This is a genomic window from Variovorax paradoxus (assembly GCF_030815855.1).
In the GTDB taxonomy this organism is placed as follows: Bacteria; Pseudomonadota; Gammaproteobacteria; order Burkholderiales; family Burkholderiaceae_C; genus Variovorax; species Variovorax paradoxus_M.
Window position 1 is genome coordinate 2,607,207 of record NZ_JAUSXG010000001.1, and the last position, 18,276, is coordinate 2,625,482.

Annotated in this window: 18 protein-coding genes; 6 read left to right on the forward strand and 12 right to left on the reverse strand. The window is 65.6% G+C overall.

The genetic code is table 11. From position 1 onward, the window contains the following. Positions 1–71 precede the first annotated feature (71 nt). On the reverse strand, positions 72–1,541 hold the full coding sequence (gene guaB / locus QFZ42_RS12210) for an IMP dehydrogenase (protein WP_307701202.1): 1,470 nt from the start codon (positions 1,539–1,541) through the stop codon (positions 72–74). Positions 1,542–1,719: 178 nt separating this feature from the next. Between guaB and QFZ42_RS12215 the strand changes: the two genes are divergently transcribed. Further along, the gene (locus QFZ42_RS12215; RefSeq protein ID WP_307701203.1) at positions 1,720–2,232 is read left to right on the forward strand and encodes a DUF4124 domain-containing protein; all 513 of its coding nucleotides are present in this window, start codon (positions 1,720–1,722) and stop codon (positions 2,230–2,232) included. 18 nt (positions 2,233–2,250) lie between these two features. Here the strand turns inward: QFZ42_RS12215 and QFZ42_RS12220 are convergent, their stop codons facing one another. Together QFZ42_RS12220 and QFZ42_RS12225 are read right to left on the reverse strand one after the other, a co-directional pair. Further along, entirely contained in the window at positions 2,251–2,586 is a 336-nt protein-coding gene (locus QFZ42_RS12220; RefSeq protein ID WP_307701204.1) for an RnfH family protein, read from the reverse strand. Then, entirely contained in the window at positions 2,583–3,032 is a 450-nt protein-coding gene (locus tag QFZ42_RS12225; protein ID WP_307701205.1) for a type II toxin-antitoxin system RatA family toxin, read from the reverse strand. Before QFZ42_RS12225 ends, QFZ42_RS12220 begins: the two co-directional genes overlap by 4 nt. A 62-nt stretch (positions 3,033–3,094) precedes the next feature. Here QFZ42_RS12225 and smpB point away from each other — a divergent pair, with 62 nt between their 5' ends. The 5 genes from smpB (at position 3,095) to QFZ42_RS12250 (ending at position 5,898) form a co-directional block, all read left to right on the forward strand. After that, positions 3,095–3,571: an SsrA-binding protein SmpB gene (gene smpB, locus QFZ42_RS12230; protein WP_307701206.1), complete on the forward strand. Its 477-nt coding sequence runs from the start codon at positions 3,095–3,097 to the stop codon at positions 3,569–3,571. 93 nt (positions 3,572–3,664) lie between these two features. Continuing rightward, a complete protein-coding gene (locus QFZ42_RS12235; protein ID WP_307701207.1) occupies positions 3,665–4,051 on the forward strand; it encodes a COG4315 family predicted lipoprotein in 387 nt (128 codons plus the stop codon). A gap of 21 nt (positions 4,052–4,072) precedes the next feature. Further along, complete coding sequence (locus tag QFZ42_RS12240; protein ID WP_307701208.1) at positions 4,073–4,588, forward strand: sigma-70 family RNA polymerase sigma factor; 516 nt, start codon at positions 4,073–4,075, stop codon at positions 4,586–4,588. 16 nt (positions 4,589–4,604) lie between these two features. Continuing rightward, positions 4,605–5,426 carry an anti-sigma factor family protein gene (locus tag QFZ42_RS12245; protein WP_307701209.1) on the forward strand — a complete coding sequence of 274 codons (822 nt, stop codon included), beginning with the start codon at positions 4,605–4,607 and terminating at the stop codon, positions 5,424–5,426. Positions 5,427–5,502: 76 nt separating this feature from the next. Beyond that, the gene (locus tag QFZ42_RS12250; protein ID WP_307701210.1) at positions 5,503–5,898 is read left to right on the forward strand and encodes a COG4315 family predicted lipoprotein; all 396 of its coding nucleotides are present in this window, start codon (positions 5,503–5,505) and stop codon (positions 5,896–5,898) included. Positions 5,899–5,993: 95 nt separating this feature from the next. Here the strand turns inward: QFZ42_RS12250 and QFZ42_RS12255 are convergent, their stop codons facing one another. The 9 genes from QFZ42_RS12255 to QFZ42_RS12295 form a co-directional block, all read right to left on the reverse strand. After that, positions 5,994–6,932 (reverse strand): DMT family transporter, encoded by a 939-nt coding sequence (locus QFZ42_RS12255; RefSeq protein WP_307701211.1) that lies wholly within the window; start codon positions 6,930–6,932, stop codon positions 5,994–5,996. Positions 6,933–6,948: 16 nt separating this feature from the next. Further along, positions 6,949–8,784 carry a translational GTPase TypA gene (typA, locus tag QFZ42_RS12260; protein ID WP_307701212.1) on the reverse strand — a complete coding sequence of 612 codons (1,836 nt, stop codon included), beginning with the start codon at positions 8,782–8,784 and terminating at the stop codon, positions 6,949–6,951. Next, the gene (gene truB / locus QFZ42_RS12265) at positions 8,781–9,737 is read right to left on the reverse strand and encodes a tRNA pseudouridine(55) synthase TruB (protein WP_307701213.1); all 957 of its coding nucleotides are present in this window, start codon (positions 9,735–9,737) and stop codon (positions 8,781–8,783) included. Before truB ends, typA begins: the two co-directional genes overlap by 4 nt. Before the next feature lie 2 nt (positions 9,738–9,739). Then, complete coding sequence (rbfA, locus tag QFZ42_RS12270; RefSeq protein WP_307701214.1) at positions 9,740–10,111, reverse strand: 30S ribosome-binding factor RbfA; 372 nt, start codon at positions 10,109–10,111, stop codon at positions 9,740–9,742. A 21-nt stretch (positions 10,112–10,132) separates the two neighbouring features. After that, the gene (infB, locus tag QFZ42_RS12275; RefSeq protein WP_307701215.1) at positions 10,133–13,078 is read right to left on the reverse strand and encodes a translation initiation factor IF-2; all 2,946 of its coding nucleotides are present in this window, start codon (positions 13,076–13,078) and stop codon (positions 10,133–10,135) included. 24 nt (positions 13,079–13,102) lie between these two features. Then, entirely contained in the window at positions 13,103–14,587 is a 1,485-nt protein-coding gene (gene nusA, locus QFZ42_RS12280) for a transcription termination factor NusA (protein WP_307701216.1), read from the reverse strand. A gap of 16 nt (positions 14,588–14,603) precedes the next feature. Further along, entirely contained in the window at positions 14,604–15,251 is a 648-nt protein-coding gene (gene rimP, locus QFZ42_RS12285; RefSeq protein ID WP_307701217.1) for a ribosome maturation factor RimP, read from the reverse strand. Between the two features lie 187 nt (positions 15,252–15,438). Next, positions 15,439–16,629, reverse strand: coding sequence for a YbfB/YjiJ family MFS transporter (locus QFZ42_RS12290; RefSeq protein ID WP_307701218.1), 1,191 nt, complete (start codon positions 16,627–16,629; stop codon positions 15,439–15,441). A 16-nt stretch (positions 16,630–16,645) separates the two neighbouring features. Beyond that, the gene (locus QFZ42_RS12295) at positions 16,646–18,271 is read right to left on the reverse strand and encodes an ABC transporter ATP-binding protein (protein ID WP_307701219.1); all 1,626 of its coding nucleotides are present in this window, start codon (positions 18,269–18,271) and stop codon (positions 16,646–16,648) included. Positions 18,272–18,276: the final 5 nt, after the last annotated feature.

The following is an 18,276-nucleotide window of genomic DNA, read 5'->3' on the forward strand; positions in this document are numbered from 1 at the left end:
CAGAAAAATTGAATCTGGCCCAAATTTTAAACCCAGTCTGGCCTGACTTTCAAGGTCTGGCCAGATTGGGCTTATTCAGCCCTGTAGTTCGGTGCTTCCTTCGTGATCTGCACGTCGTGCACGTGGCTCTCGCGAATGCCCGCCGTGGTGATCTCGACGAACTCGGCCTTGTTCTGCATGTCCGCGATGGTGGCGCAGCCGCAGTAGCCCATGCTGGCGCGCACGCCGCCGGCCATCTGGTAGACGATGGAGACGATCGAGCCCTTGTAAGGCACGCGGCCTTCGATGCCTTCGGGCACCAGCTTGTCGGTGTTGGGGTTGCCGGTGGTCGACTCCTGGAAGTAGCGGTCGGCGCTGCCCTGCTGCATCGCGCCGATGGAGCCCATGCCGCGATAGCTCTTGTAGCTGCGGCCCTGGTACAGCACGATTTCGCCCGGTGCCTCTTCGGTGCCGGCGAACATGCTGCCCATCATCACCGTGCTGGCGCCGGCCGCGATGGCCTTGGCGATGTCGCCCGAGTAGCGCACGCCGCCGTCGGAGATCAGCGGAATGCCCGAGCCGTGCAACGCGGTGGCCACGCTGTCGACCGCCATGATCTGCGGCACGCCCACGCCCGCCACGATGCGGGTGGTGCAGATGGAGCCCGGGCCGATGCCGACCTTGACTGCATCGGCGCCCACATCGGCCAGCGCACGCGCGGCGTCGCCGGTGGCGATGTTGCCGCCGATGACGTCGACCTGCGGATAGTTGCGCTTGACCCAGCGCACGCGCTCGATCACGCCGGCGCTGTGGCCGTGCGCGGTGTCGACCACGATGGCGTCGACGCCGGCCTTGACCAGCGCCTCGACGCGTTCCTCGGTGCCGTCGCCCACGCCCACCGCTGCGCCCACGCGCAGGCGGCCGCTCGGGTCGCGCGCGGCGTTGGGGAAGCTGGTTTGCTTGGTGATGTCCTTGACGGTGATCAGGCCCTTGAGCTCCCAGTCGCTGTTGATGACCAACAGGCGCTCGAGCTTGTATTTGTTGAGCAGCGCCTTGGCCTCGGCCAGCGTGGTGCCGTCGGGCACGGTAATGAGCTTGTCGCGCTGCGTCATGATTTCGCTCACTGGCACGTCGTAGCGATTCTCGAAGCGCAGGTCGCGCCCGGTCACGATGCCCACCACCTTGCCGGCATCGACCACCGGGAAGCCCGAGATGCCGAGCTGGTCCGACAGCGCCATCACCTGGCGCACCGAGTGCGTCGGCGTGATCACCACGGGGTCGCGCAGCACACCCGATTCATAGCGCTTCACGCGGGCCACTTCGGCGGCCTGCTGCTGTGCGGTGAGGTTCTTGTGCACGATCCCCATGCCGCCCTCTTGCGCGATGGCGATCGCGAGGCGGGCTTCCGTCACGGTGTCCATGGCCGCCGAGACGAGCGGCAGGTTCAGCGTGATGTTGCGGGAGAGTTTGGTGGCGAGAGAGGTGTCCTTGGGCAGGACCTGGGAGAACGCTGGCACCAACAACACATCGTCGAAGGTGAGCGCTTTGCCGAGAAGGCGCATGGGTGAAGCTCCAAAAGACGGATTGTAACGATGCCCGGCAAGGCCCGCCCTCCGCGGGGCTTCAGCCGCGGCCGACGGGAACCCCACGCGCATGAAACGTCGCCAATTTCCAACTCGACCACGACGAAAGCGAAGCTCCGCCATGTTGCAAAACGTAAGGCAACGCTAAACTCGACGCATGAAATTAGCGCATTGGCTCGTACTGGGATGTGTTTGCCTGCTGCCGCTGTCGGCCAGCGCGCAATGGCAATGGATCGACAAAAGCGGCAAGAAGGTCTTCAGCGACCAGGCGCCGCCGCCCGACATTCCTGAAAAGAACATTCTTCGCCGCGCGGGCTCGCCTCCGCCCCGCGCCGGCATGACGCAGTCCGCTGCCGAAGCCGATGCGCCGGAGGCCTCCGCGCCCAAGGCTGCGGCGGCGCCCAAGCCTCCGGCCATCGACAAGGAACTCGAGGAAAAGACCAAGAAGGCGCAGGCGGAAGAAAAAGCCAAGCAGGCGGCCGAGACGGAGAAGAACGCCAAGGCCAAGGCCGACAACTGCGACCGCGCGCGCCAGGGCAAGGCCACGTTCGACAGCGGCATCCGCGTGGCGAAGATCAACGCCAAGGGCGAGCGCGAAATCATGGACGACACGGCTCGTGCCGCGGAGCAGAAGCGCCTTCAGTCGATCATCGAAAGCGACTGCAAGTAGCAGCCGGTCGCCGCCGGTTCAGTAGCCGGCCTTGCCGCCCTTGCGGCGGTTCGCAAACAGGCCGGTACCCTTCGCGCCCTGGCGCTGAAAACGTTCGCGGCGCGCCACCTTGGGGTCGACGGCCAGGGGCCGGCACAGCTCGACGCGGTCGCCGTCCTTGAGCGGCTGGTTCCAGTCGACTTCCCTGCCCCAGATTCCCGGCGTCATGGAATGGCGCCAATCCAGCTCCGGAAAGTGCTGCGCGAGGCCGCTCGCTTTCACCGCGTCGGTGACCGTGGCCCCGGGCGCCAGCTGCAGGCTTTGTTCGAACACCTCGCGTGGCGCGGGAGAGCAGCACAGCGTGACTTCGATCATCTTTCCTTGCCGTAGACCTGCTCGGCGCGCTTCACGAAGGCTTCGACCAGGCTGGACGCGACCGTGTCGAACACCGGTCCCACCAGCGCCTGCAGCGCAAAGTTGTTGAAGCCGTAGCTCATGTGCAGCTCGACGCGGCAGGCGTGGTCGCCAGGCTCGCCCACGGGCACGAATTTCCAGTGGCCGTCGAGGTTGGAGAACGGCCCGTCGACCAGTTTCAGGTGCACTTCGCGCCCCGGCACATGGCTGTTGCGGGTGGTGAAACTCTGGTGCAGGCCGGCGAAGGCCAGGCCGACTTCGGCGGTCATTCCGGCCTCGTCTTCCTCGATGACGCGGGCCTTGTCGCACCAGGGCAAAAACTGCGGATATTTCTCCACATCGGTGACGAGCGCGTACATCTCTTCGGCGCTGTACCAGATGAGGACGGACTTGTTGACGGTTTTCATAGAATCGGGACAGCGTGCGCGACGGATTGTATTGAAGCCATGCGCCCCCACCTTCCCGAGCCATGGCCACCAAGAAACAAGATACCTCCTCCCGCATCGCCGACAACAAGAAGGCCGCGTACAACTATTTCTTCGAAGAACGCTTCGAAGCCGGCATCGTGCTCGAAGGCTGGGAGGTCAAGTCCCTGCGCGAAGGCAAGGTCCAGCTGACCGACGGCTACGTGGTGATCCGCGACGGCGAGCTGTTCGTCGTCGGCCTGCAGATCAACCCGCTCAAGAGCGCTTCGACCCACGTCAACCCCGACTCGATCCGCACCAAGAAGTTGCTCCTGCACAAGGAAGAAATTCGCCGGCTGGTCGGCAAGGTCGAACAGAAGGGCTACACGCTGGTGCCGCTCAACCTTCACTGGAAGGCCGGCAAGGTCAAATGCGATTTCGCACTGGCCAAGGGCAAGGCCGAGCACGACAAGCGCGACACCATCAAGGACCGCGAAGGCAAGCGCGAGGTCGAGCGCGCGATGAAAAGCCGCAGCCGCTAGTTCTTTTTTTGCGCGGCATGGAATAAAACGCCGATTGCAGGCGTTTGTGCGGTGTCATCGGATCGTCGATGCCACCCAACCAGGAGTCTTTCCATGCTGCCTTTGCCTTTCCGCGTTTCCTCCATCGGTATTGCCACCGTGCTGCTCGGTAGCCTGCTCGCGCTCCCCGCGCTCGCCCAGCCCAAAGCCGCCGATGGCGCCCTGGTCGGCCCGAACGGCATGACGCTCTACACCTTCGACAAGGACACCGCAGGCAACGGCAAATCGGTGTGCAACGGTGGTTGCGCGACCAACTGGCCGCCCTTCATGGCCGCCGACAGCGACAAGGCGGCCGGCGACTTCACCATCGTCACGCGCGACGACGGCAAGAAGCAATGGGCCGCCAAGGGCTGGCCGCTCTACTACTGGGCCAAGGACACCAAGCCAGGCGACAAGACCGGCGACGGCGTCGGCGGCGCCTGGAAAATCGCCAAGCCCTGACCTCACGCGCCTGTGCCGCTCATGGACGCCCGCCTGCTGGCCGACCAGATCCCGAGCCTGCGCCGCTATGCGCGCGCACTCACGGGCAATGCATGGGCGGCCGACGACCTGGTGCAGGACACCCTGGAACGGGCCTGCAGCAAGTGGCGGCTCTGGGTGGTGGGCAGCGACCTGCGCGCGTGGCTGTTCACGGTCATGCACAACATCTTCGCGAGCCAGCTTCGGCGCACGCCGCCGCCGCACAGCGTCGTGCCGCTGGACGACCTGGCGCACGAACCACAGGGTGACGTCGATCCGGCCCGGGACCTAGGCACCGGCCTCGACCTGCAGCGCTGCCTGATGCAGCTGCCCGAGGAGCAGCGGGCCGTGCTGCTGCTGGTCACGCTCGAAGACCTCTCCTATGCCGAGGTGGCCAAGGTGCTCGGCATTCCCGCGGGGACGGTGATGTCCCGCCTGTCGCGCGCCCGCGTCCGGCTGCACGAGTTGATGGACGGCGCCGCTGCGCCGCATCGCCCCGGCCTGCGCCGCCTCAAGTGAAACCTCTCACTCCATCATGAATCGCCCTGCCCCGCCCCCCGCCGACGACGAGTTGCATGCCCTCGTCGATGGCCATCTGGCACCGGAACGCCGCGCCGAGGTCGAGGACGCCGCGGCGCACGATCCGGCCCTTGCGGCGCAGGTGGCGGCTTGGCGCGTCCAGCGCGACGCGCTGCGCCGGCTGCACGGCGAACTGCTCGACGAACCCATTCCCTCCGCCTTGATGAGCGCGCTCGATCGCAACCGGCCCGGGCAGGCCCGGCAAGCCAGCTGGATGCGATGGGGCGGCATGGCGGCCGGCGTGCTGGTCGCCTTTGGCGCAGGCTGGCTCGGCAATGCCCAGTGGTCGGCGCAACGTGCCGCGCCGGTCCAGTTGGCCAAGGCACCTGCGATGCGCGAGTTCGTGCACGACGCGTCGATTGCGCACGCCGTCTATGCGCCCGAGAAAAGACACCCCGTCGAAGTGGCCGGCACCGAGCAGCAGCATCTCGTCCAGTGGCTGTCCAAACGCCTCGACAAGCCACTCAAGGTGCCGGACCTGACGGCGATGGGCTATACGCTCGTCGGTGGGCGCCTGTTGCCGGGGGAAAGCGGCGCACGCGCCCAGTTCATGTTCGAGGACAGCGCCGGCGAGCGCGTGACGCTCTACATCGGCACGCTCGACAGCCAGGCCGCCGGCACTCCCGCATCGCGCGAAACGGCCTTCCGCTTTGCGTCCGAAGGGCCGGTGCCCAGCTTCTATTGGGTGGACCAGGGCTTCGGCTACGCCGTTGCCGGTAAGCTGCCGCGTGATATTTTGCTGAAACTCGCGACACTCGCCTACCGCGATTTGTCGTGAGCCCGGCATAAACTGCCGGGTCGCGCAACCACCACTCGGCTTGTTTTCGCGATTTTTCAACTGAAGGAGAAACTGCATGAAATTGCTCAGCGCCTCGATCCTCGCGGCGGCATTGCTCGCCGGCTGCGGTGGCATGTCCAACAAGACCGCCAGCGCACCCGACACCCCCACCCGCACCGCCGACGGTGTGCTCGTCGGACCGAACGGCATGACGCTCTACACCTTCGCCCGCGATACGCCCGGTGCAGGCACCTCCGCCTGCAACGCCCAGTGCGCCGCCAACTGGCCGCCGCTGCCGGTGGCCGAAACCGCCAAGCCCATGGGCGGCTACACCGTCATCGTGCGCGAAGACGGCAAGAAGCAGTGGGCCTACAAGGGAGCCCCGCTCTATTACTGGACGAAGGACGCCAAGCCCGGCGACAAGACCGGTGACGGCGTGGCCAATGGCGCCTGGAAGGTTGCCCGCCCCTGAGATCCCAGGATCTCCTGAATCGCGAAGGCCCCGGCAGATGTCGGGGCCTTTTTTTTCCGCTTGCCTGGCGCCGCTCTCCTGCCCGAAGAGGATGCCTAGTGAGCGCTGGGCAGCACGTTGTCGGCCGCCGCGGTGCGCCGTCCGCGCAGCGCCAGAAGTTCGTTGAACACCAGTGCGCCGATGACCAGCGCCCCGCCGGTCAGCACACTGGACGCGGGCGTTTCGCCGGCGCCGATCCATGCCAGCCCAATGCCGAAGATCACTTCGAGCAACGCGAGCAAGGCCACCTCGGGCGCCTTCAATACCCGTGCGCAAAGCACCGAAAGCACGCAGGGAATCGCCAGCTGGAACACGCCCAGGAACGCAAGCAGACCGAGGTCGTGCGCATTCGCCTGGAACGGCAACGCAAACGGCAGCGTGAACAGCGCGCTGAGCGCCGCGCCGATCAACACCGCGGGAACCAGGTCGATGTCATGACCCTTGGCATGCGCATGCTGAACCACGGTCCAGTTGGTGGCGCCGGCCAGCGGCACGCAAAGCGCCACCAGCGTTCCGAGCAGCGAGACGCCCGCGCCCGCCGCGCCTCTGCCGCCCTGCATCAGTTGGGTGCCGTACATCCACGCAATGCCGAGGCCAGCCGTCACGATGGCAAGCCAGGTCCGCACCGGTAGCCGATGGCCGATGAAGAGGCGCGCCGCCAGCGCAGTGAGCAGCGGCCCGAGCGCCATGGTGACCAGCACGCTGGCGGTGGACGCCAGCGTGAGCGCAACCATGAAGGCCGTGAACATCACGGTCCAGCAGGCCCCCGAGATCCAGAGCTCGCGCCCGCCGTGCCGTATCTGGGAAAACACCGCCCGACCCCGCCAAAGCGGCAAGATCACCAGCAGCGCCAGCGTCGTGAAGAGGCTGCGCCAGAAGGTGATCTCGAAACTGTGCGCCTGCGCCAGGTGCCGCGTGATGACGCCCGCCGTGCCCCACATCAGGGTCACGGCGACCATCAGCCACACAGCCCCGCCGTGCGTCAGGCGCAGCATCGGTTGTCGACGGCGATCAGCTCGCCATTTCGCGGCCGGCCCGCTTGCGCTCGTTTTCCTTGAGGAAACGCTTGCGCAGGCGCACGCTCTTGGGCGTGATTTCGACCAGTTCGTCGTCTTCGATGAATTCCACGCCGTATTCGAGCGTGAGTTCGATCGGCGGCGTGACCTTGATCGCGTCTTCCTTGCCCGAGACACGGAAGTTGGTCAGCTGCTTGGTGCGCGTGGCATTCACCACCAGGTCGTTGTCGCGGCTGTGGATGCCGACGATCATGCCTTCATACACCGGATCGTTCGCCTTCACGAACATGCGGCCGCGGTCGTCCAGCTTGCCCAGGGCGTAGGTGAAGATTTCACCATCGTCCATGGAAATCAGCACGCCGTTCTTGCGGCTGCCGATGTCGCCCTTGTGCGGCTCGTAGCTGTCGAAGATGTTGCTGATGAGGCCCGAGCCGCGGGTCAGGTTCAGGAATTCGTTGGTGAAGCCGATCAGGCCTCGCGCCGGAATGCGGTATTCGAGGCGCACGCGGCCGCGGCCGTCCGGTTCCATGTTGACCAGTTCGCCCTTGCGCTCGCCCAGTGCCTGCATCACGCCGCCCTGGTGCTGCTCTTCGATGTCGGCCGTCACCAGCTCGATCGGTTCGTGCTTTTCGCCGTTGACGGTGCGGAACACCACGCGCGGCTTCGACACGGCCATTTCATAGCCTTCGCGGCGCATGTTTTCCAACAGGATGGTCAGGTGCAGTTCGCCCCGGCCCATCACTTCGAAAATGCCTTCCTCGTCGGTTTCGTTCACGCGCAGCGCCACGTTGTGCTGCAGTTCCTTCTGCAGGCGGTCCCAGATCTGGCGGCTGGTGACGAACTTGCCTTCGCGGCCGGCCAGCGGGCTGGTGTTGACGCAGAAATTCATGGTCAGGGTCGGTTCGTCGACCTTGAGCATGGGCAGCGGCGCCGGGTTGGCGGGGTCGGTCACGGTCACGCCGATACCGATATCGGCAATGCCGTTGATCAGCACGATTTCGCCTGGGCCGGCTTCGGTGGCCTGCACGCGCTCGAGGCCCTGGAAAGTCAGGACCTGGTTGACGCGGCCCTTGATAGCCTTGCCGTCCGGACCTTCCATCACGACCACGTCCATCATGGGCTTGAGCGTGCCTTGGCTGATGCGGCCCACGCCGATGCGGCCGACAAAGGTCGAGAAATCAAGCGCCGAGATCTGCAGCTGCAGCGGCGCCTCGGGGTCGCCCGTTTGCGCCGGCACGTGCTTCAGAATGGTGTTGAACAGGGCCGACATGTCGGGACCCCACTGCTCGCCGGCAGCGCCCTCTTCGAGCGACGACCAGCCGTTGATGCCCGAGGCGTACACCACGGGGAAGTCGAGCTGTTCGTCGGTCGCGCCGAGCTTGTCGAACAGGTCGAAGGCGGCATTGACCACCTTGTCGGGGTTGGCGCCCGGCTTGTCGACCTTGTTCACGACCAGGATCGGCTTCAGGCCGAGGGCCAGCGCCTTCTTGGTCACGAAACGCGTCTGGGGCATCGGGCCCTCTTGCGCGTCGATCAGCAGCACCACGCCGTCGACCATCGAGAGCGCACGTTCCACTTCACCGCCGAAGTCCGCGTGGCCGGGGGTATCGACGATGTTGATGTGCGTGCCTTCCCAGGTCACGGCGCAGTTCTTGGCCAGAATCGTGATGCCGCGTTCTTTTTCGATGGCGTTGTTGTCCATCACCGTGTCGACCACTTTCTCGTGCTCGGCAAAGGTGCCCGACTGGCGCAGCAGTTGGTCGACCATCGTGGTCTTGCCATGGTCCACGTGGGCAATGATGGCGATATTGCGGATTTGCTTGGTACTCATGGTGTCGCTTCGGTCTGTTGTGCGTTCAAAAGAATTTGCTGGATTTCGATGGGGTTCAGCAAGCGCCCCGGAATCAATTCGTTGGCCGTGATGTGGGCCGTTCCCAGGAAGGCCGGCGGCTCGATGCCGAACACGGCCACCTCGTCGGCATCGGCCCAGTCGCCCCGGCGGCGCAGGCCCGAGAGAAAGCGTGCCGCATCTTCGTTGCCGAGCATGACGCGGCTGTGGCCGTCCACCAGCGATTCGGCAGGCAGGAGCCGTGCCAGACGCTCGTCCTCGTTCATGGCCTCGAGCGCTTCGAGGGTGACGCATTGCGCCTCGCCGAAGCCGCCCGTCGCCGTGCGGCGCAGCGATGTCAGGTGCGCGCCGCAACCCAGCGCTTCGCCGATATCTTCGCCGAGAGTGCGAATGTAAGTGCCTTTGCTCACGGTGGCGACAATTCGCACCGCCGTATCGGCGGTCCGCGCCAGGCTCAGTTGGTGAATCACCACGTCGCGCGGCGCTCGCTCGATTTCAATGCCTTCGCGTGCGTACTCGTACAGCGCCTTGCCGTCTTTCTTGAGCGCGCTGTGCATCGGCGGAACCTGCCGGATCGGGCCGGTGAACTGCGCCTCGACACGGGTCAGGTCTTCGGGCGTGACGTGCACCGGGCACTCGGCAATCACCTCGCCCTCGGCGTCGCCGGTCGAGGTCTTGACGCCAAGGCGCGCCGTGGCTTCGTAGGTCTTGTCGGCATCGAGATGCAGCTGGCTGAACTTGGTGGCCGCGCCGAAGCACAGCGGCAGGACGCCGGTGGCCAGCGGATCGAGCGTGCCGGTATGGCCCGCTTTTTCGGCGCGCAGCAACCACTTGGCCTTCTGCAAGGCCTGGTTGCTGGAAAGTCCCAGCGGTTTGTCGAGCAACAACACCCCATGCACAGGGCGCCGCTGCACCCTTGTGCGTGGCGCATTCATGGCTAGTCGTCTTTCGAACGCGAAGCGACGGCCTGCGCAATGAGCGCATTCATGTCGGCCGCACGCTCGGTGGTGCGGTCGAACAGGAAGTGCAGCGTCGGCACGGTGTGGATGTGCAGGCGCTTGAACAGGCCGTTGCGGAGGAACCCCGCGGCCTGGTTCAGCGCTTCGGTGGTTTCGTCCACGTCGCCCGTGAGCATGCTGAAGTAGATCTTCGCGTGCGCATAGTCGGGCGTGACCTCGACCGCCTGGACCGTGACCATGCCCACGCGCGGGTCCTTCAACTCGCGCGCGATCAGCTCCGTCAGATCGCGCTGGATCTGGTCGGCAACCTTGAACGCGCGGTTGGGAGTGGCGGCTTTTCTTTTCGGCATGGTCTCTCTCGCATCGAACGCTTAGAGCGTCCGGGCGATTTCCTTGATCTCGAAGAATTCCAACTGATCACCTTCTTTGATGTCGTTGTAGTTCTTGAGCTTGATACCGCACTCGAAGCCTTCGCGGACTTCGCGGACGTCGTCCTTCATGCGCTTGATCGAGTCGACTTCGCCGGTATAGATCACCACGTTGTCGCGCAGCAGGCGGAAATGCGCGCTGCGGTTGACCGAACCCGAGGTGATGTACGAACCTGCGACCGTACCGATCTTCGAAGCCACGAACACCGTGCGGATCTCGGCCGAGCCGATGATTTCCTCGCGGCGCTCTGGTGCCAGCATGCCCGACATCGCAACCTTGATCTCGTCCACGGCATCGTAAATGATGCTGTAGTAGTTCAGCTGAACGCCATTGCCTTCGGCCAGCTTGCGCGCACCGGAATCGGCACGCACGTTGAAGCCGATCACGACAGCCTTCGAGGCGATGGCGAGGTTGATGTCGCTTTCGCTGATGCCGCCGACGCCGGCATACACGATCTGCACCTTGACTTCTTCGTTCGCCAGCTTGAGCAGCGACTGGGCCAGCGCTTCCTGCGAGCCCTGCACGTCGGCCTTGATGATGATGCGCAGCGTCTGCACTTCGCCGGCCGAGAGGTCGGTGAACATGTTCTGCAGGTTCGCGGCCTGGGCCTTCGCCAGCTTGGTGTTGCGGAACTTGCCGGCGCGGTAGGTCGCGATTTCGCGCGCACGGCGCTCGTCGCTCATCACCATGAATTCGTCGCCCGCCTGCGGGACTTCGGTCAGGCCCTGGATCTCGACCGGAATCGACGGACCCGCGGTCTTGATGGCCTTGCCGTCTTCGTCGAGCATGGCGCGCACGCGGCCATAGGTCGAGCCGGCCAGCACCACGTCGCCGGTCTTGAGCGTGCCGGATTGCACCAGCACGGTTGCGACCGGACCACGGCCCTTGTCGAGCTGGGCTTCGATGACCAGGCCCTTGGCGGCGGCATCCACCGGCGCCTTGAGTTCCAGCACTTCGGCCTGCAGCAGCACCTGTTCGAGCAGGTCGTCGATGCCCTGGCCCGTCTTGGCGGACACCGGCACGAATGGCACGTCGCCGCCGTACTCTTCAGGCACGACCTCTTCGGCCACCAGCTCCTGCTTCACGCGGTCCGGGCTGGCGTCGGGCTTGTCGATCTTGTTGATGGCAACCACGATCGGCACACCAGCGGCTTTCGCGTGCTTGATGGCTTCCTTGGTCTGGGGCATGACGCCGTCGTCGGCCGCCACCACGAGGATGACGATGTCGGTGGCCTGCGCACCGCGGGCACGCATGGCCGTGAAGGCCTCGTGACCCGGGGTGTCGAGGAACGACACCATGCCGCGTTCGGTTTGCACGTGGTAGGCACCGATGTGCTGCGTGATGCCGCCGGCTTCGCCCGCGGCCACCTTGGCGCGGCGGATGTAGTCCAGCAGCGAGGTCTTGCCGTGGTCGACGTGGCCCATGACGGTCACGACCGGTGCGCGCGGCAGGGCTTCGGCGGTTTGCGCGCCAACGTCCTCGTCAGTGAAGGCTTCCGGATCGTCCAGCGCGGCGACGACCGCGTTGTGGCCCATGTCCTCCACGATGATCATCGCAGTGTCCTGGTCGAGCGACTGGTTGATGGTTGCCATCATGCCGAGCTTCATCAGCTGCTTGATGACTTCCTGCGCCTTGACGGCCATCTTGTGGGCGAGTTCGGCCACCGTGATGGTTTCGGGCACGTGCACTTCGAGAACGCGCGCCTCGACCGGTGCGGCCTGCACATGCTCTTCGTGTCCACCGCGGTCGTTGCTGCCGCGGCGGCCGCGCGGGCCTCCGCGCCAGTTGCCCCGGCCGACACCGCCGCTGGCATCGCCGCGGGTCTTGATTTCCTTCTTCTTGGCCGGATCGCCAGCCCAGCTCGACGAGAGCTTGGCCGACTTGACTTCCTTGCCGGCGCCAGGCGCTGCAGCAGCACCCGGTGCGGCTGGCGCGCCGGGGCGCGCTGCCGGGGCGGCTGGCTTGTGCAGCGTGCCCTTGACCGCGGCCTTTTCAGGCTGCGGCTTCTCCGGCGCCTTGTGCGGCACCAGCACGCGGGCCGGTGCGTTCATCATGGCGCGAATGGCTTCGGCTTCGGCGAGTGCCTTGCGGCGACGCTCGTCGAGGTCCTTGGCGCGGGCGGCTTCCTCGTCGGCACGGGCCTTCGATTCGGCGGCGGCCTTGGCCTTCGCGTCTTCCTTGGCTTGAGTGGCGGCGGTCTGGGCGGCCAGCTTGGTGTCTGCGGCTTGCTGCTCCGCGGCAGCGGCTGCGGCGGCCGCGGGGGCTGCCACCGGCTTGGCCGCTTCCTTTGCGGGCGCGGCGGCGGCTTCGGCAGCGGCCTTCTTCTCGGCGGCGATGCGTGCGGCTTCCTGCTCGGCCTGTTCGGCGCGCTCGGCCTTTTCGGCCTGATCGCGTTCGCGGGCTTCGGCTTCTTCGCGCAGGCGGCGCTTTTCGACCAGTTCTTCTTCCTGGCGGCGGATCAGTTCGGCCTGGCGGCGCGCCTCTTCCTCGCGGCGGGCCAGTTCGGCCTCGTCGATGCGGGGTGCGGCGGGTGCCGCGGCGGGCGCTTCAGCCACCGGTTGCGATTCAGGCGTGGCCGGATGGCCGTCTTCACGCTGGATGAAGGTGCGCTTCTTGCGCACTTCGACCTGGATGGTGCGGGCGCGGCCGGTGGCGTCGGCCTGCTTGATCTCGCTGGTCGACTTTTTCGTCAGCGTGATCTTCTTGCGCTCTGGCTCGGCGGTGCCATGGCTGGCTTTGAGAAAGCCGAGCAGGCGCTGCTTGTCCGCCTCGGTGAGTGCATCGGTGGGTGCCGCTTTGGGCACGCCTGCGCTCTTGAGCTGGTCAAGCAAGGTTTCGGGAGTCTTCTTGAGCTCGTTCGCGAACTCGGCGACAGTGGTACTGGACATATTGGTTTCGTGCCTCCATGACCGTCACTCTTGGCCTGCGAACCAATGTTCGCGGGCTTTCAAGATGAGGGCTTTGGCGTCATCGGCGCTGTGGCCGGTGATCTCGGTGAGTTCATCGACCGCGAGGTCGGCGAGGTCGTCGCGGGTGTGTACACCCGCCTCGGCCAGCTTGGGAATCAGCTCGGGGTCGAGGCCTTCGAGGTCGCGCAGATTCTGCGAGACGGTCTCGACGCCCTCTTCCTTGGCGATTTCCATGGTCAACAGCGCATCCTTGGCGCGCGTGCGCAGCTCGTTGATGGTGTCTTCGTCGAAAGCTTCGATCTCCAGCATTTCGGAGATCGGCACATAGGCCACTTCTTCGAGGCTGTTGAAGCCCTCGGAAATCAGGATGTCGGCGATTTCCTCGTCGACGTCGAGCTTTTCCATGAAGAGCTTGCGGCTGGCATCGGTCTCGACGGCCTGCTTCTGCGCAGATTCGTTGGCGTCCATGATGTTGATCTTCCAACCGGTGAGGTCGGAAGCCAGGCGCACGTTCTGGCCGCCGCGGCCGATGGCGATGGCGAGGTTTTCCTCGTCGACCACCACGTCCATGGCGTGCTTTTCTTCGTCGACCACGATCGACGACACGTTGGCCGGGGCCAGGGCACCGATCACGAATTGCGCCGGGTCTTCGCTCCACAGCACGATGTCGACGCGCTCGCCGGCGAGCTCGTTGGTGACGGCGTTGACCCGCGTGCCGCGCACGCCGACACACGTGCCGATCGGGTCGACACGCTTGTCATGCGAGAGCACGGCGATCTTGGCGCGCGAACCCGGGTCACGGGCGCAGCTCTTGATTTCGAGCAGGCCTTGTTCGATTTCGGGCACTTCCTGGCGGAACAGCTCGATCATGAACTCGGGTGCCGAGCGCGACAGGATGATCGGTGCGCCGCGAAGCGTCAGGTCGACTTCCATGATCATGGCCCGCACGCGGTCGCCGTTGCGCAGGTTTTCCTTGGCGATCATCTCGCTGCGGCGCAGGCGCCCTTCGACGCGGCCGGCCTCCACGATGATGTCGCCCTTGTCCAGGCGCTTGACGGTGCCCACGAAGATCTTGTCGCCGCGCGACATGAAGTCGTTGAGCAGCATTTCGCGCTCCGCGTCGCGGATCTTCTGCAGGATGACCTGCTTGGCCGCCATGGCGCCGATACGGCCGATGGGCACGGACTCGACCGCTTCCTCGATGTATTCGTCGACCTCGATGTCGGGCATTTCTTCCTTGGCCTCGAACAGGAGAATTTCCTGGTCGGGCAGCTGCAGCCCGGCCTCGTCGGGAACGACGTGCCAGCGCCGGAAGGTTTCGTAGTCGCCGCTGTCACGGTCGACCGAGACGCGGATGTCCACGTCGCCCTGATGGAGCTTCTTGGTGGCTTGCGCCAGCGCGGATTCGACCGCGCCGAAAACAACGTCGCGCTCGACGTTCTTTTCGCGCGAGATCGCATCCACCAACATCAACATTTCGCGATTCATGCCACCACTCCTCTGGTCAGTCCGGAACATTCGTTCCGTCGTCAATATCCGAAAAACCCGGTTGGGTTTTGGCCCTGCGGCCCTTGAAATCCACAATTGGCGCGAGCCGCGCATCGCGCAGCTCGTCCAGCACAAAACCGAGCGCATGCAACGGTGCAGGCGCGCGCTTCTTGCTCACTTTTTGACCCGGTTTCGGCTCGGGCGCATCGCTCCAGACGATTTGCCAGCCCGGGGCGCCGACGGCCCCTTCCACCTTTTCAGCACGCTCCAGCGTGCCGCGAAATTTCTTGCGGTTGGCAGACACCTGCCCCGCCGCCGCAGCCCCCATGGGCGCGTTGAGCGTGATGTCGATCACCTCGCCGACGAAACGCTCGAAATCCTGCTCATTGCGAAGCGGACGGTCAATACCCGGCGAGGAAACCTCGAGCCGCTTGTAATCGGCACCATCGACCTCGAGCGCAAACTGCAATTGCCGCGTGACCTTTTCGCAGTCTTCGACCGTCACGAAAGGCTCGGGGATGCCGGCAGCCAGAGCTTCCGATGTGGGGGCCTTCCAAGGCAAATCAATCGTGACGCGCAGCAATCCCCCGGCCGAGCGCTCGATCTCGACCAGGTCGTAGCCGAGTCCGGCCACGGTTTGTTCCACTGTCTGCTGCAATGCCACGTGTTCGAAAATGCCTTGTAAAAATGCTTATGCGTGCCACCCATTTGCCATGGAATGCCACGGGTGCCACGCATCGAGAATGCATAGACCAAAAAAAACGGGCGGTTGGTACCCGCCCGTTTGGTCGTGAGCCTCGAATTATATGCTATTCCCGTGATAAATGAAGGGGCTGGAGTGGCTCAAAGCGCTATTGGCGCCGGGATTTGGACCAGACCAGTGCAAACAGCATGGAACCCAGCGCCAATGCGGCCGCCGCGACCAGCAGCGGCAATTGGAAAGAGCCGGTCCTCTGCGCCAGCGGCGCGGCAAAGAGCGGACCGATGATCTGCCCGACACCGTAGGAAGCCGTCGCGTAGCCGATCAACCCGGCGGCCGAGTTTCCCCGCAACCGGCGGGCATCTCGCATTGCAAAAAGGGTGATGGCCGTGAACGGCATGCCGAGCAGCAGGCTCCCGAGCGCAAAGCCGGCAATCGTCGGCCAAGCCACTGACAGCACCACGCCCAATGCCTGCAGCGCATAAGCCACCGCCAGCAGCAAGCGGTTGTCCCAGTGAACCGGGGCGCGCGCACCGATCAAGGCGCCCGGAATGATGGCCAGCCCGAAAAGCGGCCAGAAGAAATCAGGCCAGGACGAGCCCGGCAATGCCTGGCGGGCGATCACCGGCAGGAAGGTGGCGGTAATGATGTAGCCGAAGCCGGCCAGGCCGTACAGCGCGACCAGCCACATCGCGTCGCTGCGCGCCGACGCGGATGCGGCCGAACCGGTCGCGGCAGCGGGTGCCGCCATGGAACCGCTGGCGGCGGGCAAGTCGCCATCGTCGAAAACCCGCCAGATCAGCGCCACCAGCGCCACGGCCAGCAGGCCCAGACCGATCCACCCGGCTTCCGAGCCCCAACGCCCCAGGGCGCCGCCGAGCAGGCCGGTCATGGCGATGCCGATGCCGGGCCCCGTGTAGATCACGCCGGCCAGTGCCGGGGAATTCGTTTCGGCCAAGCGCCGCAGGCCCCACCCCGACGCAAAAACGAAAACCCAGGCGCTCATCACCCCCGCTGCCGTGCGCAGGATGCCCCAGCTCGCAAAGCTGTGGAGCACGCCCATGCCGACCAGCAAGACCGCCGTTGCGGCAAGGCCGCCGCGCACCATGCTCTTGGCCTTGATGCCGATCGCCGCGCAGCTGACCGCACCGAGGAAGTAGCCCAGATAGTTGAGCGAAGCCAGCACGCCTCCGGCCTCGAGCTGGAGTTTTCCTTCGTGCAGCATGATCGGCAACATGGGCGTGAAGGCAAAGCGCCCCAAGCCCATGGCCACAGCCAAAGTGACCATGCAGGCCAGCGCCGCGCGCCAGGCACCGCGCCGGTCTTGTCCGACTCCCGACATTTTTTGAGTTCCGTTGTTATTCCAGCAGCGCCGCGGCCACCAGCTTCTGGGTGTAGGGATGCGCGGGCGCATCGAGCACGCGCTCGACCGCGCCGGCTTCGAGAATGGCGCCGTCCTTCATCACGATGACCTGGTGCGCCATGGCGCGGATCACTTCCACGTCGTGCGTGATCAGCAAATAGCTCAGGCCCCGCTCGCGCTGAAGGCGCTGCAGCAGACCCAGCACCTGCTTCTGGATCGTCACGTCGAGCGCACTCGTGGGCTCGTCGAGCACCAGCAGCTGCGGATCGACGATCAGTGCGCGCGCAATTGCCAGTCGCTGGCGCTGCCCGCCCGAGAACTCGTGCGGATAGCGGTCGAGCAGCGAGGGAAACTGCGCTTCGCTCAGGCCCACGTCGGCCAGCGCCGCCAGCGCCCGCGCGCGGCGTTGCGCCGTGCCGAGCTCGGGAGCGTGCACGCGCAGCCCCTCGCCGACGATCTGCTCGACCGTCATGCGCGGCGAGAGCGAAGAAAACGGGTCCTGGAAAACCACCTGCATGACCCGGCGCAGGGCCAGATCGGACTTTCGATCGACCGCCCAGCCTTTGCCGTCCACTTTCAGCGCGCCGCGGTACTTCAACAGCCCGAGCGCGGCCAGCGCCAGCGTCGACTTGCCCGAGCCCGACTCGCCGACCACGCCCAGCGTTTCGCCCGGCGCAATGCGGAAATCGGCGTTCTGTACCGCGATGAATTCGCCCTTCCGGAACCAGCCCGCGATGCCGGGCCTGGACACCGGATAGCTCACGCGCAGGCCCGCAGCTTCGAGCACCGGCTGCGCCCCGGCGCCCACGGCCACCGCGGCGACATTGCGTTCAGGATGGCTGTCGATCAACTTGCGCGTGTAGGCATGCTGCGGTGCGTCGAACACGGCGGCCACCGGCCCCTGCTCGACGATGTGGCCGTTTTCCATCACCGCGACCCGGTCGGCGAACCGCCGCACGAGGTTCAGGTCGTGCGTGATCAGCAGCACCGCCATGCCGTGCTTGCGCTGCAGATCGGCGAGCAACTCGAGGATTTGCGCGCGCACCGTGACGTCCAGCGCGGTGGTCGGTTCGTCCGCCAGCAGCAGGCGCGGCTTGCAGGCGAGCGCCATGGCGATCATGGCGCGCTGGCGCTGGCCGCCCGAAAGCTGGTGCGGGAACGCCCTCGCCCGCCGCGCCGGCTCGGGAATGCCGGTGTCCGCGAGCAACTGGACGGCCGCCGCCTGGGCCGCCCGCGCCGAGAGCCCTTCGTGCAGTTCGAGCACCTCGGCGATCTGGTCGCCCACGCTGTAGAGCGCGTTCAGCGCGGTCATCGGCTCCTGGAAGATCATCGCGATCTCCTTGCCGCGAATGCCGCGCAGTTCGCGCTCTGGAATCGACAGGAGGTCGCGCCCATGGGAAGCGCTTGCGGCATCGAGCAGCTGCGCGGTGCCGGTCACATCGGCGTTCTGCGCCAGCCGCAGCAGCGACAGCGCCGTCACCGTCTTGCCCGAGCCCGACTCGCCCACCAGCGCGAGCTTCTCGCCGGCGGCGATGCGGAAGTCGATGCCATGCACCACGCTCTTGCCGCCGAAGGCGACACCCAGACTCTTCACGTCGAGCAACGGCTGATGAGAGGTCATGTCGC